Here is a 16,220-nt window from a genome sequence, read left to right as displayed (position 1 = left end):
ATACAAGAAATGGAGGGGTGGCAATGACTGCCAAATACCGCCTGCTTGCACTGGATATGGATGGAACCCTGCTGAATGATGAACAACAGATTACCCCGAAGACAGTAGAATGGATTCAAAAAGCGGTCGATGCCGGCGTTCATGTCTGCCTGTCCACAGGACGGGCGTTCCGGAGTGCTATGCCTTACGCAGAGCAGCTTGGACTCAAGACACCGATGATTACTGTGAACGGAAGTGAACTCTGGCGCGAGCCGTATGAGCTGTACCGCCGCTCGCTGATGGACCCGGCGCTGATTCAGCAGCTGTACGAGATTGCTGAAGAATACGGCATCTGGTTCTGGGCTTATTCCACAGAGCAGGTTTACAACCGCAATAACTGGGACGGTGACATTATGGGCAGGGAGTGGCTTAAATTCGGCTACTCCACAGAGGACGACGACATCCGCCATAAGCTGCTGATGCAGCTTCAGGATTTGGGCGGCCTGGAGATTACCAACTCGACCCCGACTAACCTGGAGATTAACCCGCTCGGCGTGAACAAGGCTTACGGAATCGGCGAGGTCTGCAAGCTGCTGGGTATCGAGATGTCCCAAGTGGTGGCTGTGGGCGACAGCCTGAATGACCTGGCCGCGATTCAGGCTGCAGGTCTGGGCGTTGCAATGGGCAATGCCCAAGAGACGGTACAGCAGGAAGCGGATGCGGTCGTTGCCTCAAATAACGAGGACGGCATCGCTGAGGTGATTGAGAAATATATATTAGGTGTAACTGTAGAATAGCTGCAGAAGGTACACTTGAATTTGGCTACTATGCTATCAAAACGAAGAGTACGCTTCGAAGGAAGTTTGCGAAGGAATTCGGAGAAGCGGATGCTATCAAACAAAGCGTATGCTTCCGAGGCTGTTTTGCGAAGTATGTTTCACAGAAGTATATGCTAACAAAACTGGAGGCTAAAGGAATGGCAATCCTGGGTTGGATTCTGATCATTGCTTTGTTTGCGGTAGGGCTGGCGGGGGCGGTATATCCCATCCTGCCCGGTGCGCTGGCGATTTACCTGGCCTTTTTTGTATACGGCTGGTTCTTTTCGTTCGGATCGTTCGGGGTATGGTTCTGGATTATCCAGACACTTATAGTGGTTGTGCTGTTCGTAGCCGACTATGTAGTCGGGGCATGGGGCGTCAAAAAGTTTGGGGGCTCGCGTGCTTCCGTTATCGGCAGTACTATTGGCATCATTATTGGGCCGTTTGTCATTCCGGCTTTCGGCCTAATTCTCGGCCCTTTTATCGGTGCATTCATCGGAGAGCTGATCGCCGGCTCCCAGCCGGGTAAAGCGGTTAAGGTCAGCTTCGGCTCTCTGCTCGGCTTGTTCAGCAGTACCGTAGTCAAAGTAATTCTGCAAATTATGATGGTGGTCCTTTTCTTTATCTGGATCAGCGTAAATTAACAGCGAAGAAGGCGAAACAGTTTGTCGAAGAAAGAGTCTTTTGTCAAAGGCACGCTTATTCTGGCGGCAGCCGCGCTTATAGCCCGAGTTCTCGGGCTTGCCCAGCGGGTGCCGCTGGAGCATTTATTGAATGTTACAGGTGAAGCTGCATTCACACAGGCCAACCAGGTATATCTGCTGCTGCTTCCGCTGGCCACCGCTGGGATTCCAAGCACGCTCAGCAAAATGGTATCCGAACGCTATGCCCTCCACCGGCCGCATGAGGCGCAGCAGGTGTACCGGGCAGCTTTGATTTTCTCTGCAGTCGTAGGTGTGCTGATGAGTGTAGCCCTGTACATAGCAGCTCCTTATTATGCAGAATATGCGAAGGTCCCCGAGAGCACCCTCGCGATACGGGCTATCGCTCCAGCGCTGCTGTTGTTCCCCACCATCGCCATAATGCGCGGCTATTTCCAGGGACGGAACAATATGATGGCCGGCGGGATTTCCCAGATTGTTGAGCAGATTGCCCGGGTATCTACTGCGATCCTGCTGGCCTATATTCTGCTGAAGCAGGGCTATGACAATACATGGATGGCGGCAGGGGCTTCGTTCGGCAGCGTGTTCGGCAGTGTCGGAGCATTCGGAATTATGCTGTATTATGCAATGAAAATGCGCCGCACGGAAGATAAGGCAGCATTGTATGATTCAAGTTCCGCCAGACTTCCGTTGCTCGGTATTTATAAAGATATTTTTAAATTATCCATCCCGATTGTACTGTCTTCTGTAACTGTGCCGGTCGTGAACTTTATCGATTCATCACTCATTGTACCGCTGCTCAGCGGTCAGATCGGAATAGATGAAGCTACAGGTGCCCTTGCGATTTATGGCAGCCGGGCGATCAGTGTTGCCGGCATTCCTCCAGTGCTTGCAATCGCGCTGAGCACTTCACTGATTCCGATTATTTCAGCCGCTTATGCCCGCAGGGATGAGCAGCATCTGCAACGCCAGGTCACATTGGCTATGCGGATTTCCATTTTGACCGGGACACCTATTGTAGTTTCGCTGGTGGTCGCTGCCTATTCGATTAACGGCCTGCTGTTCACCACTCTGGACGGCAGCGGCATCGTCGCCATGCTGACAATCGGGACAATTTTCCAGATTACCATGATGACGACGAACTCCATCCTGCTGGGGATGGGAAAATCACGGATTTCGATGTATTATGTGCTGGCCGGGATTCTGGTTAAGCTGGCGGCAAGCTTCCTGCTAAGCAAGGTGTTTGGCATTTACGGAATTATCGGGGCAACAGCACTCTGCTTTATTGTCATTACGCTGCTTAATCTGCGTATGCTTAAGAATATCGTATCCTTTACTATTATGGGCAAACGCTGGGGCGGCTTCGCGGTTGCCGTGCTGGCTTCCGGCGGAATCGGCTATGGCCTGAACGAAGCGGGAATTATGCTGACCCGTCTGATGCCGGACCGGGTTGCTTATCTAATTACCTGTCTGGTCGTGGGAGCGGCAGTTGTCATCATCTACCTAGTGCTGCTGATTGTACTGGGCGTGCTTGGCCGTCAGGAGATTGCCGGTTATCCGCGCGTTCTCCAGAAGGTATTGAACCCGCTAATGAGACTGCAGCCTGCCAGGGTGCGTGCAAGCGAATAATGCTGTGATTTTTGTCTTATTTTGTTCCTTTTTGATTGACTTCCTGTGCACAATTTGCTTCACTTAGAGAAGAGTAAGATACAGTTTAACCTGGAAAGGATTGACCCTTACATGGATAAAATTTCTTCCGCTGCGGAGTTTCAGGTTGCGATCCAATCGCCGCGTTTAACGGTTGCCGTATTTAAGGCAGACTGGTGCTCTGACTGTAAATTTATTGATCCGTTTATGCCTGAGGTTGAGACCAAATATGCGGATCGCCTGACACTGGTTGAAGTCGATGTTGATGCTGTGGGCGAGGTCAGCCAGGAACAGAACATTCTGGGCATCCCCAGCTTTGTCGCTTACAGTGACGGCCGGGAGCTTGTACGCTTCGTCAACAAGCTGCGCAAATCCCGTGAGGAGATTGAGAATTTCCTGAACCGGGCGCTTGAGGTATATCTGAGTATTCACAAGTAAAGTAACAGTCAACTGACCAAAGCACCGCCTCCGCCCAGCCAGAGCAGAAGCGGTGCTTTTTTTAAAAGATAATAAAAAAGGCAAGCTGTAATCATAAATATCCTTCCTTTTATTCCTATACATGCGGGTGATCTGATGAAAACAGTTCATTTGAAATGGCTCAGCTACATAACCTGCCTCGTAATGTTTCTCGCCTTGTTTGGAGGCGCTGTAGTAACCAAAACAGGCTCAGGGCTGGAATGCGGGAACGAATGGCCGCTGTGCCATGGCAAGCTGATTCCGGCTTATACGCTCGGCTCCCTGATTGAATATACCCACCGATTGTTCAGCGGCTTTGCCGGCCTGCTGTCACTTGCCTCGATGTTTGCGTTCTGGCGTTATGCGCGTCAGCGGAAGGATCTGCTTGCCTATGCCCTGTTAACCCTTCTGTTTGTAATTGTGCAGGGAGGAATGGGAGCGCTTGCGGTCGTCCGGTCACAGTCTGCGGCAGTAATGGCGCTGCATATGGGTTTCTCGCTGATTGCTTTTGCAAGCTCGCTGATGCTGGCTCTCGGGACGAAACGGTGGCATGATTCCGCCGGTCTGCAGGATGCTACCGGAGCATCAGTGAGCCGGGGGTTCCGCAACTTAACCTGGATTACAGCGTTATATTCTTATATCGTCGTTTATATCGGAGCCTATGTCAGCCATACAGATTCACAGGGGGGCTGCTCCGGCTGGCCGCTCTGCAACGGCGAATGGATTCCTGAGCTCAGCGGCGGAGTGGGCATTGTGTTTATGCACAGGGTTGCAGCAGCACTATTGTTTATTTTGACAGCTGTATTGGGGCATCTGGCGTTCTGGAGATATACCAGGCTTCCGGAGCTGCGGATGCTGGGTATAGCCGCGGTTACGCTTTGCCTGCTGCAGGTCTTCAGCGGTGCGGCTGTGGTCCACACGCTCTATAACGATAAATTGTACATATTTGCCGCGCTTTCCCATATCGTGCTGATTGCCGGATTATTTGGAATCCTGAGCTACATGAGTGTACGCGTATGGCAGCTAAGCATGAATAACAAGTAATCTGTTTGTGTTAGGAGGTACAAGATAGTGGGATACGGAAATATACGCCAGTGGATCGAGCAGCTGCGCAAGGATAAAGAGCTTGCCGTAATAGATGCTCCGGTGGATCCTTATCTGGAGCTGCCGGAGATTCACCGGCGTGTGGTCCGGGAGGAAGGGCCGGCATTGCTGTTCACCAATGTTACAGGAACCCCGTTCCCTGTTGCGACCAACCTGTTCGGAACGGCCCGGCGCGTGGACAGGGCTTTTGGCCAGAGACCGGAGCAGCTGCTGAAAGCGGTAGCCGGGGCAGCCGAGACCCTGCTTCCGCCTTCGCTTCCCAACATGTGGAAGGAGAAGAAGCTGGTTGTCAATCTGTTGAAAACAGGCATAAGGAATGTACCGCAGGGTGAAGCCCCCGTTCTTGGAGTCTGCCGGACCAGTGATCCGCTAAGTGAGCTGCCGCATGTTACAAGCTGGCAGGAAGCAGGCGGACCTTATATCACACTTCCGCTTGTCTATACCGAAAGCCAGACCGCTCCGCAGAAGCACAGCCTCGGAATGCACCGGCTCCGCTTAATCGACCAGAGTACAGCCGAGATAGACTGGAATAGACACCAGGGGGCAGGGCTGTACCATCAGGAGGCTGAGGCCCGGGGAGAGGCGCTGCCGGTCTCTGTCTTTATCGGGGGCCCGCCTGCACTGATAGCGGCAGCCAGCGCCTCCCGCACAGCCTGGCTGCCGGATCTGGTGCTGGCTTCGCTGATACTCGGCAGCCGGCTGCCGATGGTTAAGGACCCGCTGGGCGGTCACTCCATTCCGGCCGAAGCGGAATTTGCGCTGCGTGGGCTTGTGCCGCCAAGGTCCGCACCACAGCAGGCACCGGTTATGCATGTACAGCGGATCTGGCACCGCAAAGATGCCGTCTATCCGGCGACCATTGCCGTTACTCCGCAGGAAGAAAATTTCTACCTGGTCGATTATCTTCAGCAGCTCCTCTCTCCTGTACATCATCTTGCGATACCTTCAGTGAATGCCTTCTGGACTTATTCCGAATCGGGCCCGAATGGACTGGCCGCAGCGGTCGTACAGGACAGCTCCCCGCATGAGGCGCTGAGTACTGCCTTCCGCATATTAGGGGATCGCCAGCTCTCAGGCAGCAGACTATTGCTGCTTACAAGCGAGCCGGCTGCTTTTTCCGATTTGCCCGCTATTCTGGAAAATGTCCTGGAGCGCTTCAATCCGGCGACCGACCTGTATGTATTTGGCAGCGGGGCGCGGCTTGGGGAAGAGCATACTGAAGGCAGGCAGGGTCCTGACAGCCAGGCTGTGCTGCTGGGTGTTGGACGTGCCGTAAGGGAGCTGCCGCGTACCTATTCAGAGGGCGTATTGCCAGGAATTAACGAGGTCATTCCTTATTGCGGGGGATGCTTAGCCGTTTCCGGTGCATCCTATGAAGAAGACCCTGAGCTGCCCGTCCGGCTGGTCGCCCAGCTCCGCGGGCAGCAGTCAGCCTGGCCGCTGGTTATTCTTACAGATCATGCCGCAGATGCAGTACGAACCCAAAGCTCCTTTTTGTGGACGGTATTTACCCGGTTTAATCCCGCCGAAGATATCTATGCCGAATCTGAAATCAGGCAGCATCAGCTCGGTTACAAGCTCCCTATCGTAATCGATGCACGCATGAAGCCGGGATACGAACAGGAGCAGACACCCTGCAGCAGTACACTGGATCTGGTCGACCGGAATTGGAGGCATTATTTTCAGCAGTAAAGTTCATGGTTTCATTCAAGACTGGAATTATACATCTTCTTTATGTTAAGGGGGACAAGTCATGCTGCGGATCTTACTGGGGGAGCCTCCGCGCCGCAACAGCGGCGTGCTGGCTGAAGCAATGGACAACATGGCGGAGGTAGCGTCCATGCTGCGCAAGGAAATGAACGCCCATGAAGACCATGACCATGAATTCCGCAAGCTGGAGATCTGGACCCGCGGTCTGATCTCATCGCTGGATGAGCTGGAGCAAAGCTGCTTCGCAGCCGGCTTTTACCGTAAACTCGTGGTTGCAGGATACATGGATGATATGTCCACCCAGGAGCAGGGGGATTATGCGCGCTACGTCTATTTTTACAAAAACGGCTTTATCCGCGTCTTCTCGCTGCTCGACAAGCTGGGAACAGTGCTGAACAGCCTGTACAATTTGAACACAAGCCAGAGTAAAGCCCATTTCTCCTATTTCACGGTGCTTCGGCAGTTTCAGCTGCTGAAGGAGCATGTTCCGCTGTCCGAGGAGCTGGAGCGTATCAAGGATTCTTACCGTGAGCCGCTGCAGAATCTGCGCAAGCGCCGTAACGCCGAGATTCATTACATGAACGCTGAAATGCAGGATGACCTGTGGCAGAGACACCAGGGGCTGCATGACAAAATAAGACTTGAGGATCTGGACAGCCATCTGGAGGATTTGAAGCAGGGACTGGAAATGGTCTGCAAATCCTTATGCGCAGCCTTCCGCTACAGCAATGAGCAGTGGCATAAGAACAAGGCTATGACTTCAAAAAACGCCGGGACAGAGTCGCGTTAATAGGGCAAAATCTACCTTTGACAAAAAAGCGTAAACTCACTATACTTAGGCTTGCATTATATTCTTACATTCTGCGACAACTAGTTTCATATTTTTCTTATCGAGAGCGGCGGAGGGATAGGCCCGATGAAGCCCGGCAACCGATTTGTGTCCAGCATTTAATTCTTTGCTGCATGCAAATGTCATGGTGCTAATTCCTACAATGCGGCAAGCTCTGGGCATTGGCAGATGAGAAGGCATTGTAAATATACGCACAGGGCCTCTTACGATCTGCAATGATCGAAAGAGGCTTTTTTGATTTTGGCATCAGAATAAAGGGGGAACGACGGAAATTGATAGAGCTGAAAGAGTTGACTAAGGTGTACGGAAAGGGCAGCAAGGCTGCTACAGCGCTCTCGGGCTTGAATCTGTCCATTAAGAAGGGCGAAATCTTCGGTGTAATCGGACACTCCGGCGCCGGAAAAAGCACGCTGATCCGCTGTATCAACCTGCTGGAGCGCCCGACTACCGGCGAGGTCTGGGTGGACGGTATCGAATTGACTGCACTCAGCAAGGGGCAGCTGCAGGAAAAGCGGCGCAAAATCGGAATGATCTTTCAGCACTTCAATCTGCTGTCCTCCGCCACGGTATATGATAATATTGCCTTCCCGCTGCGGCTGGCCGGAACTGCGAAGGCAGGGATTGATCAGAAGGTCAAAGAGCTGCTGGTATTGGTCGGCCTGGAGAACCATGCGAACAAATACCCGGCCCAGCTCTCAGGCGGACAGAAGCAGCGGGTGGGTGTAGCCCGGGCGCTGGCCAGCGACCCCGATGTGCTGCTCTGTGACGAAGCGACCTCGGCGCTTGATCCGCAGACAACCGATTCAATCCTACGGCTGCTGCTGGATATTAACCGGAAGTTCCATCTGACCATTGTGCTGATTACCCACGAAATGCATGTCATTCAGAGCATCTGCGACCGGGTGGCCGTTATTCACGGCGGCGGGATTGTAGAGCAGGGCGAAGTGGCTGAGGTATTCCTGAAGCCCAAGCATGAGGTAACCAAGGACTTTATCCGCAGTGAAACCCAGCAGGACGGTCCGTTGCGGGCAGCACTGGAGGCGGGAAGCAGAGACAATGCCCAAGCGGTCAAGATTACGTTTCTGGGACAAAAAACATACGAATCCACCTTATCCGATGTGGTTCGCGGTACGGGCGTCAGCTTTGCCATTCTCCAGGGGACTATCTCGACGATCAAAGATGTGCCGTACGGCCAGCTGATTGTCCGGTTTGAAGGAGAAACCGGCGCTATTAACGCCACGCTTACTGAACTGGCAGCGCAAGGACTCGATGTGGAGGTGATTTCGTAATGGGCGGTCTCAATTTTAATGATATTAACTGGCAGGAAATGGTGGAGGCATCGGGTGCTACACTAAAAATGTTGGCTTATTCCGGAATTTTCACAATTATTCTTGGTTTACCACTCGGAATTGTGTTATATTTATGGGGAAGATCAAATAACAGTATTATCAGAGTAGTTTACTCGGTATTATCGTTGGTTGTTAATATCCTGCGCTCCGTCCCGTTCCTGATTCTGATGGTGGCCCTGATTCCGCTGAGCAAGACAATTATGGGGACTTCGATTGGTGTACTCGGAACGATTCCGGCGCTGGTTATCGGCGCAGCCCCGTTTTTTGCCAGACTGGTGGAGACATCGCTGCGGGAGGTTGACCGCGGGGTGATTGAAGCAGCTCAGGGCATGGGGGCATCAACAGGCCAGATTGTCATGCGTGTGCTTTTGCCGGAAGCCCGTCCAGGTCTGCTGGCCGGAGTAACGATTACGCTCGTAACTCTCGTCTCTTATACAGCAATGTCGGGGATGATTGGCGGCGGAGGTCTTGGTGACCTTGCTATCCGTTACGGTTATTACCGTTATGAGAAAGAAGTTATGATTATCTCTGTAGTGCTGATGGTAATACTGGTTCAACTGCTGCAGATGGCCGGCGACAGGCTGGTTCAATATTTCACCCGGAAATAAGGTACTACCAAATATAGCCTTATTCATAAACACATTTTAGAGGGGGATTTACAGATGAAAAAAGTACTACTGACGCTATTCAGCCTGACCTTGGTAATGGTGCTGGCTGCTTGCGGCAACAATAACACTGCCAATAACGCTGCGAACTCTGCAGCAACTAACGCTCCGGCTGCTGATGCTTCCGCCGAGCCGACTACAGAGCCTGCTGCTGATCCGGTAACGCTTGTTGTGGGTGCTTCTCCTGTACCTCATGCCGAAATTCTGAACGCCATCGCTCCGCTGCTTGAGGCACAAGGCATCAAGCTGGAAGTTAAGGAATTCACTGACTACATCCTGCCTAACACACAGCTGGCCGAAAAAGCACTTGATGCAAACTTCTTCCAGCACAAGCCATACCTGGATGACCAGAACACCAAGAACGGAACAGATCTGGTATCTGTAACTGCTGTTCACGTTGAGCCGTTTGGCGCGTACTCCAAGAAGATCAAATCGGTCGACGAACTGGCTGATGGTGCAAAAGTGGCAATTCCTAACGATGCAACCAACGGCGGACGCGCTCTGATCCTGCTGGCCAAGAACGGCCTGATTACGCTGAAGGATGACACTAACATCACTTCCACTAAAGCGGATATTACCGAAAACCCTAAGAATCTGGAAATCATCGAACTGGATGCAGCAATGCTGCGCGCCAGCTGGATGAAGTTGACCTGGCTCTGATCAATACTAACTTTGCGCTTGAAGCCGGTCTGGTTCCAACGAAGGATGCCCTGTTCATCGAAGGTGCTGATTCCCCTTACGCCAACCTGCTGGTTGCCCGTCCTGACAACAAGGATTCCGATGCGATCCAGAAGCTGGCTGCAGCCCTGAACTCTGCAGAAGCCAAGGCATTCATCGAAGAGAAATACGAAGGCGCCATTATCCCTGCATTTTAAGCAGCGGATTAAAGCGGCTATGGAATGAACAAGAGGCTGTTCCGGACAGGTCATCTGATGACCCTGCGGGACAGCCCTTTTTGTACTTTGCCAGTAGTATGCGGGTTGTGGCTCTGCATGAAATCCTCTATAATAGAAAAAATCCCGCCCCCTGAATTAGGGAGACGGGACGGTATAGAACGGGATTAGAATACTTGGATAACTTCTTCCACGCCTTCTACTTCTTCAATCAGGGCGCGTTCGATCCCGGCTTTCAGCGTGATCGTGGAGCTCGGGCAGCTGCCGCAGGCACCCATAAGCTTCAGCTTGACGATGCCGTCTTCAACGTCGATCAATTCCACGTCGCCGCCATCGCGCTGCAGGAACGGACGAAGTTTATCGAGTACTTCCAGAACCTCATCATACATCGTGGTGCTTTGTGCATTCTCACTCATTTCTCAATCACTCCTTTCGTAAACTTATTATAGTACAAAAAGTTAAAAAATAAAATGGTTAGCACAGAATAAGGAGAACAACATGAGGCCAATTATTGAATTTTGTGCCAGTAATATCGGGCACGGGACAGGACCGCTTATGAACAAGCTGGAACAAAATCCCGAATATGACGTTGTAGAATACGGCTGTCTGAATAACTGCGGAGAATGCTATCTTAGACCGTTCGCCATGGTTGACGGCGAGATTATTGAGGCCGATTCTCCGGAGGAGCTGGAGCAGGCCATTGAGGCTGCCATCAAAGAGCAGGAGGCCTGGGACAGCCTCGAAATCGACTAAGCAGCCTGGCAGCAGCTTAGCCGAAATGCCGCTTGGACATCCAGAGCACTCCGCTCTTGAGCAGGCGGGGGACCCGTCCCATTACAGAGCGGCGGCCCATCAGGCCGAACCCGGCATTCTTGCCCAGCGATCCCAGTGTTCCCTTCAGCTTCATGGCATGCAGTCTGGGGGTATCCCCCCGCCAGAGTGAACGGAGCACGTATGCCACCTGTTCTCCCTGCGCGCCTGCAGCCTGTGCGCTCGGTGCAAAAGGCAGGCTGGCGCAGTCACCGATTACGTATACCTCCGGATAATCGGCCAGATTAGAGTGCGGGCCAACAATGAGCCGGCCGCCGCGGTCTTTAGGCAGCTCCAGCTGCTGGACAACCTTGACCGGCTGGATGCCCGCAGTCCATACCGTTACATCCGCTGCAATCGCCTGGGTGCCGTTAAAGACGGCATCCTTTTCGACGTGGGACACAGAAATCCGCCCAAACGTCTTAACCTGGTGCTCGCTGAACCATTCCTCTACATACCGGGACAGCTTGGCCGGAAAAGCGGACAGAACACGCTCCCCGCGGTCCAGAATGCTGATGTTCAGATCCGGACGGCTCTCTCGCAGCTCTGCAGCGATTTCAACCCCGCTCAGTCCTCCGCCTACGATATTGACTGATCCGTAAGGCTTGATGTCATTCAGGCGGCGGTATGTTTCGCGGGTGGCGGAGAAGCTCTGGATGCTACAGGTATACTGCTCTGCTCCCTGGATACCATGGTAATTATCCGTGCACCCGAGGGCAATTGCCAGAATATCATAGGGAACCGGCTCTCCTGATTCCAGGAAGACCAGCCGGCTGTCCAGATCAATCGAGCCGACCTCCCCGTAGCGTACGGTGAGGCGCGGATGAACAGGGAATTGGATACGCAGATGATAGTCATTCACAGTACCTGCGGCAAGCGCATAATATTCCGTCTTGATTCCCTGATAAGGCATCCGGTCAATCAAAACAATCTCCACATCGTGGGGCAGATGGTGGTTGAGCAATTCCTGGATCAGGGCAAGGCCGCCGTAGCCGCCGCCAAGGACAAGTAGTGTTCTCATGGGACCAGTCTTCCTTTCGCATATGGTTGTAATATGGCATTGCAACAGGCACTGCAGTACTAATCTATTAAACTATTCGTACACTTTAATTTCATTGTAGAAGGTATCCCGTTCAACCGGAATACGGCCGGCGCCTTTGACCAGCCAGATCAGCTCTTCGCGGGTCATACCCTCCGGCGTCAACGCCCCGGCGGCGTGGCTGATCCGCTCCTTCAGGATTGTTCCGTGCACATCGGATGCGCCGAAGCTCATGGCAACCTGGGTCAGCTGCACACCTATATTAATGAAGTAAGCCTTGATATGGTCAAAATTATCGAGCATCAGCCGGCTGACCGCAATCGTCTTGAGATCCTCATACGCAGAGTTGCGGCGCATAATGCCGGCATTGCGGTTCTTCGGCTGCATGGACAGCGGAATGAACACCATGAAGCCGTTCGTTTCGTCCTGCAGCTCACGGATCTGCAGCATGTGGCGGATGCGATCCTCCCGGGATTCAATCGAACCGTACAGCATCGTAGTATGTGTTCTCATGCCCATTTTGTGGGCGGTCCGGTGAACCTCCAGATACTCCTCGACATTCGCTTTATCAACCCGCATTTTTTTGCGGTACTGGTCGGACAGAATTTCTGCTCCGCCGCCGGTCAGTGACTTCAGCCCTGCCGCGCGCAGCTGTTCCAGCACCTCGCGGATGCTGAGTCCGCTGATGCGGGTGAAGAAATCAATCTCTGCTGCTGTATAAGCCTTGAGCGTTACCTCAGGGAAGCGTTCATTCAGCGCTTTGAGTGAATCAACGTAATACTGGAAGGGCACCTTATCATTATGGCCGCCGACAATATGGAACTCGCGGACGCCCGGATGAATATGCTGTTCGACATATTGCACCATTTCCGGACCGGACAGGGTGTAGGCTCCTTCTTCGCCGTCATCTTTGCGGAAATTGCAGAATGCGCAGCGCGATTCGCAGACATTGGTGAAATATAGGCTCATATTTTCGATAAAATAAACCTTTTTCCCGTTTTTGCGCAGATTTACCTCATTAGCCAGCTGGCCGATCGTGAGCAAGTCATCGCTTTCATATAAATAAACGCCATCTTCCAGATTTAACCGTTCTCCGCCGCGGACCTTCTCAATAATATGCGCCATTCTGGCATCGGTGTGTGGGGTTATAAGTGTAGACATATGAATTCCTCCTGAAGGTTAGACTTCCTGAACCGGCGGTTCATGAACATAAATAAAGAGGCAACCAGCCTCTATGACAAATTTCCGAATTTTACAGATCATCGCTTAACCTATTATAAACCTCTCTCCAAAGGTGAGCAACCGCTGCTGAGCGTTAGCATTTCCTGCCGTGGCTGCTGCTGCTGGGGAGTTATGACTTGAGCGGCGGGGCAGAGTGGAGTATACTGAATTTTATATAGAGTATAACTTTTAGCCGGAAGGCTTATGACATTATATAACTTATAGGAGGCTAGGCCATGATTACAATCAGTGAAACAGCTGCCGGACATCTGAAGACGATGCTGGCTGAACAGGAAGTACCCAATATGTTCCTCCGTCTTGGCGTAACAGCGGGCGGCTGCAGCGGATTCTCTTACGCAATGGGCTTTGACGATAACGAGACCGAGCAGGATGTTTACATGGATGTTGAAGGGCTCAAGGTAGTAGTCAGCAAGGACGATATCCGTTACCTGAACGGCCTTACGATCGACTTCGAGGAATCCGGCATGACGGGCGGGTTCACCATCCATAATCCGAATGCAACAGTAACATGTGGATGCGGATCGTCGTTCCGTACGAAGGAAGAAGCGGGGAATCCGAGCGCAGAGCCTTGTTAAGCAAGGCGTAAGAAGCAGTGTGGATTGAACACAATAATCTATAATCAGAACCTCTTGGAATGTGTACATTGCAGAATACACTTTCGGGAGGTTTTTTATTTGAAGGAGGAGATATAATGATGAGAATGTTGCCCTTTGAACGGCCGACGGAGCACTATGATGAACGGATTATTGAATTGGATGAGCAAATATGTGCGTTGATCCAGCAGCGGAAGGAAGTTTCGGACAATAATCCGGGTTGTCCGCCTCTTGAAAGGATTGCTGAGTGGTCAAGCCGTTTTGGACTCTACGAGGAGTTTCTGAGATCCATGTTCGCCGCTATGCTGAACGAGGAGAATTTTCGGCCGATCGTGAAGCCTGCTGATTTCAGAAAACATATTCCCCTTCTGAAGTCAGTGGAGCAGGGAAAACGCTTCTACACGCTGACTTCCATTCACCAATACAGTAATGCCAGTGTAATTATCCTTAATATAGACTGGGAGGCTCCGGAGCAGCCATTCGAGCGTCCTGAGATTAGACAGCATTACAGCTACGAATTATCCATAGGGGAGGGTTATGACTGCCGGATGATGACTAGCGGGAGCAGGTCGGATCATGCCTCCTACAGATTTTTGGTGTCTCCACCATTGCCTGATGACCCGTCCGGAACGGAGTTCAGGTTTCAAGAAAGCAGTGGCCGATTTGATAAAATGGAGGCGGGAGAAGAGATTGTTTTTAAGATGTGAGCATGGCTGAGGATTGCGGGTCTGCGGTTTCCGTGTGCGGCAAAGAGCGGTCGGCAGATTTTAACGGACCGTATCGCTTTTGCCATTTTGGCGAAATAGGATCATCTGGGTCCGTTAGACGGAATCCGGCGGTTATGCAGCCACTGTACAACTCAGGGAGATGGTGAGATGCTGACATTCAGGTACATTAAGCGAAGTAAGGCCCGTAAGGAGTTGATGGAGCTGCAGAGGGATTTGCTTTTTTATGAGCCTCTCTATTTAGCAGTGCATCCTTTCCATGAATGGTTCCAAGAAAAATGGGAGCTGATGCGTGCCAGGAGTAAAATGAAGCTGGAAACAGATTCTGACCTCTACAGAGAAGTGATATTGCACATCCCGGTGCATCTTATGGTGTTTAAGCAGGCTATTAGGGATTACGGGAATGAGGCAGACACCAGTTTTTTTGAAGAGACAATCGAATATATAGAACATTTGCTGGATACAGGCGATGAAAAACATCATTATATGATTATATTTGATCAAATGCAGATATTTGAGCGGGCGGAATTTTATTTATATCTGAAAAAAAGGGAAGCGGAGCTGCTAACCCTATTGGGCATTAAAGGGGATGAAAACTAATTAGTATGGGGCATTAGCGTCCGTTATAGTTCTTCACCAATTCATCCATAACACGGCTTGTGCGGATAGCGGTTAGACCCGTGCTGAGAGCGGTGCCGCGCCCAAGCAGCTCGTCGGTAATGGACTGGATCAGCGGCTGCTGGATATGAACAGGGTGGGGAATAAATACCGGCTGCTCGCCGTTCTCTGTCCGTAGAATAACCGGCTGCTCTGAAAAGGTGGAGAAGGTGATGCTGCCAAGGCTGCCCACAATTTCAGTTACATCTTCGTTGGAATAGGCGTTGAAGCACCAGATTCCGGTTCCATGGACGCCAGATTCAAACTGGTATCGTCCAGAAACAGTATCCTCCGGCGCATAAGGGCTTCCCAGGTTGGAGGCATGTCCATCCGCGTCCTTGACCGGGCCGAGCAGGAAATCCAGCAAATCCAGGGTATGGCTGCCCAGATCCATAAACAGGCCGCCGCCTGAAATGGCCGGATTTACCCGCCAGTAATGCCCGTCTACAGCTTCGAGCGGTTTGGTCATATGCAGAGTACGTACAAACCGGGGTTCGCCGATCGCCCCCGAATCCAGCCATTCCTTAACCTTACGGTAACGGGGTAGTCCTCTCCGGTAATAAGCCACATACAGCGGAACACCGGCCTGCTCACAGGCAGCCAGCATGGACTCGCACTCTGAAGTGTTTAGACCCATGGGCTTCTCGACATAGACGGGTTTACCGGCCCTTGCCGCAGCCAGTGTGTATTCCATATGCGTAGAGGGCGGTGTGGCTATATACACGGCGTTAACGCCAGGATCGGCAATCAGCTCAGATGCACTGGAATACCAGCGGGGCACGCCGTGCCGCCGTGAATAATCTGCTGCAAGTTCGCTGTTACGGCGCATGACGGCAACAAGCTGCGAGCCTTCCGCCTTCTGGAGCGCAGGTCCGCTCTTGACCTCGGTTACATCCCCGCAGCCGATGATACCCCAGTGAATGATTTTATTCATATATATCCCCTTCCGCCAATAAGGCCAATCTCCTGATACATGTAATATTAAATAAATAGTATATATAGTAGAAAAAAGTTTTTGAGC

The 16,220-nt window shown here is 51.9% G+C and carries 17 protein-coding genes, 1 pseudogene and 1 riboswitch; of the genes and pseudogenes, 14 read left to right on the top strand and 4 right to left on the bottom strand.

All coding sequences use genetic code 11. The features are described 5' to 3' along the window. The first annotated feature begins 23 nt into the window (after positions 1–23). The 10 genes and pseudogenes from AWJ19_RS20330 to AWJ19_RS20285 all read left to right on the top strand — a co-directional run bounded on the left by AWJ19_RS20330 (position 24) and on the right by AWJ19_RS20285 (position 10,115). Positions 24–776: a Cof-type HAD-IIB family hydrolase gene (locus AWJ19_RS20330; protein WP_068726522.1), complete on the top strand. Its 753-nt coding sequence runs from the start codon at positions 24–26 to the stop codon at positions 774–776. Between the two features lie 179 nt (positions 777–955). Further along, positions 956–1,441, top strand: coding sequence for a DUF456 family protein (locus tag AWJ19_RS20325; RefSeq protein ID WP_068726520.1), 486 nt, complete (start codon positions 956–958; stop codon positions 1,439–1,441). A 21-nt stretch (positions 1,442–1,462) separates the two neighbouring features. Beyond that, on the top strand, positions 1,463–3,088 hold the full coding sequence (locus AWJ19_RS20320) for a polysaccharide biosynthesis protein (RefSeq protein WP_068726518.1): 1,626 nt from the start codon (positions 1,463–1,465) through the stop codon (positions 3,086–3,088). 111 nt (positions 3,089–3,199) lie between these two features. Beyond that, a complete protein-coding gene (locus AWJ19_RS20315; protein ID WP_068726516.1) occupies positions 3,200–3,544 on the top strand; it encodes a thioredoxin family protein in 345 nt (114 codons plus the stop codon). 135 nt (positions 3,545–3,679) lie between these two features. After that, positions 3,680–4,606, top strand: coding sequence for a COX15/CtaA family protein (locus AWJ19_RS20310; protein ID WP_068726514.1), 927 nt, complete (start codon positions 3,680–3,682; stop codon positions 4,604–4,606). A gap of 27 nt (positions 4,607–4,633) precedes the next feature. Continuing rightward, positions 4,634–6,358 (top strand): UbiD family decarboxylase, encoded by a 1,725-nt coding sequence (locus AWJ19_RS20305; protein WP_068726513.1) that lies wholly within the window; start codon positions 4,634–4,636, stop codon positions 6,356–6,358. A 61-nt stretch (positions 6,359–6,419) separates the two neighbouring features. Then, positions 6,420–7,166 (top strand): Cthe_2314 family HEPN domain-containing protein, encoded by a 747-nt coding sequence (locus tag AWJ19_RS20300; RefSeq protein ID WP_068726511.1) that lies wholly within the window; start codon positions 6,420–6,422, stop codon positions 7,164–7,166. A 94-nt stretch (positions 7,167–7,260) separates the two neighbouring features. Beyond that, positions 7,261–7,401, top strand: a riboswitch (SAM riboswitch). 97 nt (positions 7,402–7,498) lie between these two features. Further along, positions 7,499–8,515, top strand: coding sequence for a methionine ABC transporter ATP-binding protein (locus tag AWJ19_RS20295; RefSeq protein WP_068726509.1), 1,017 nt, complete (start codon positions 7,499–7,501; stop codon positions 8,513–8,515). Beyond that, on the top strand, positions 8,515–9,183 hold the full coding sequence (locus AWJ19_RS20290) for a methionine ABC transporter permease (RefSeq protein WP_068726507.1): 669 nt from the start codon (positions 8,515–8,517) through the stop codon (positions 9,181–9,183). The genes AWJ19_RS20295 and AWJ19_RS20290 overlap by 1 nt, the downstream gene beginning before the upstream one ends. Positions 9,184–9,237: 54 nt before the next feature. Continuing rightward, positions 9,238–10,115, top strand: a pseudogene (locus AWJ19_RS20285) (MetQ/NlpA family ABC transporter substrate-binding protein). Between the two features lie 185 nt (positions 10,116–10,300). Here AWJ19_RS20285 and AWJ19_RS20280 read toward each other — a convergent pair. After that, complete coding sequence (locus AWJ19_RS20280) at positions 10,301–10,549, bottom strand: NifU family protein (RefSeq protein WP_068726505.1); 249 nt, start codon at positions 10,547–10,549, stop codon at positions 10,301–10,303. An 82-nt stretch (positions 10,550–10,631) separates the two neighbouring features. Here AWJ19_RS20280 and AWJ19_RS20275 point away from each other — a divergent pair, with 82 nt between their 5' ends. Beyond that, the gene (locus AWJ19_RS20275) at positions 10,632–10,886 is read left to right on the top strand and encodes a YuzB family protein (RefSeq protein WP_068726503.1); all 255 of its coding nucleotides are present in this window, start codon (positions 10,632–10,634) and stop codon (positions 10,884–10,886) included. A gap of 16 nt (positions 10,887–10,902) precedes the next feature. On the opposite strand, the gene AWJ19_RS20270 is transcribed toward AWJ19_RS20275, so the two are convergent. Next, complete coding sequence (locus AWJ19_RS20270) at positions 10,903–11,964, bottom strand: FAD-dependent oxidoreductase (RefSeq protein ID WP_068726501.1); 1,062 nt, start codon at positions 11,962–11,964, stop codon at positions 10,903–10,905. Positions 11,965–12,036: 72 nt separating this feature from the next. Continuing rightward, positions 12,037–13,143, bottom strand: a complete 1,107-nt coding sequence (gene mqnE / locus AWJ19_RS20265; protein WP_068726499.1) for an aminofutalosine synthase MqnE — start codon at positions 13,141–13,143, stop codon at positions 12,037–12,039. A 296-nt stretch (positions 13,144–13,439) separates the two neighbouring features. Here mqnE and AWJ19_RS20260 point away from each other — a divergent pair, with 296 nt between their 5' ends. From AWJ19_RS20260 to AWJ19_RS20250, 3 genes are all read left to right on the top strand, one after another. Continuing rightward, positions 13,440–13,799, top strand: a complete 360-nt coding sequence (locus AWJ19_RS20260) for an iron-sulfur cluster assembly accessory protein (RefSeq protein WP_068726497.1) — start codon at positions 13,440–13,442, stop codon at positions 13,797–13,799. Between the two features lie 116 nt (positions 13,800–13,915). Beyond that, positions 13,916–14,524: a hypothetical protein gene (locus tag AWJ19_RS20255; RefSeq protein ID WP_128083655.1), complete on the top strand. Its 609-nt coding sequence runs from the start codon at positions 13,916–13,918 to the stop codon at positions 14,522–14,524. 168 nt (positions 14,525–14,692) lie between these two features. Beyond that, positions 14,693–15,142 (top strand): hypothetical protein, encoded by a 450-nt coding sequence (locus AWJ19_RS20250; RefSeq protein ID WP_068726495.1) that lies wholly within the window; start codon positions 14,693–14,695, stop codon positions 15,140–15,142. Between the two features lie 13 nt (positions 15,143–15,155). On the opposite strand, the gene AWJ19_RS20245 is transcribed toward AWJ19_RS20250, so the two are convergent. Then, complete coding sequence (locus AWJ19_RS20245; RefSeq protein ID WP_068726493.1) at positions 15,156–16,133, bottom strand: Gfo/Idh/MocA family oxidoreductase; 978 nt, start codon at positions 16,131–16,133, stop codon at positions 15,156–15,158. Between the last annotated feature and the right edge of the window lie 87 nt (positions 16,134–16,220).

It is taken from the genome of Paenibacillus sp. DMB5 (assembly GCF_001517085.1).
In the GTDB taxonomy this organism is placed as follows: Bacteria; Bacillota; Bacilli; order Paenibacillales; family Paenibacillaceae; genus Paenibacillus_AQ.
This window is presented reverse-complemented; position numbering and strand designations above follow the sequence as displayed.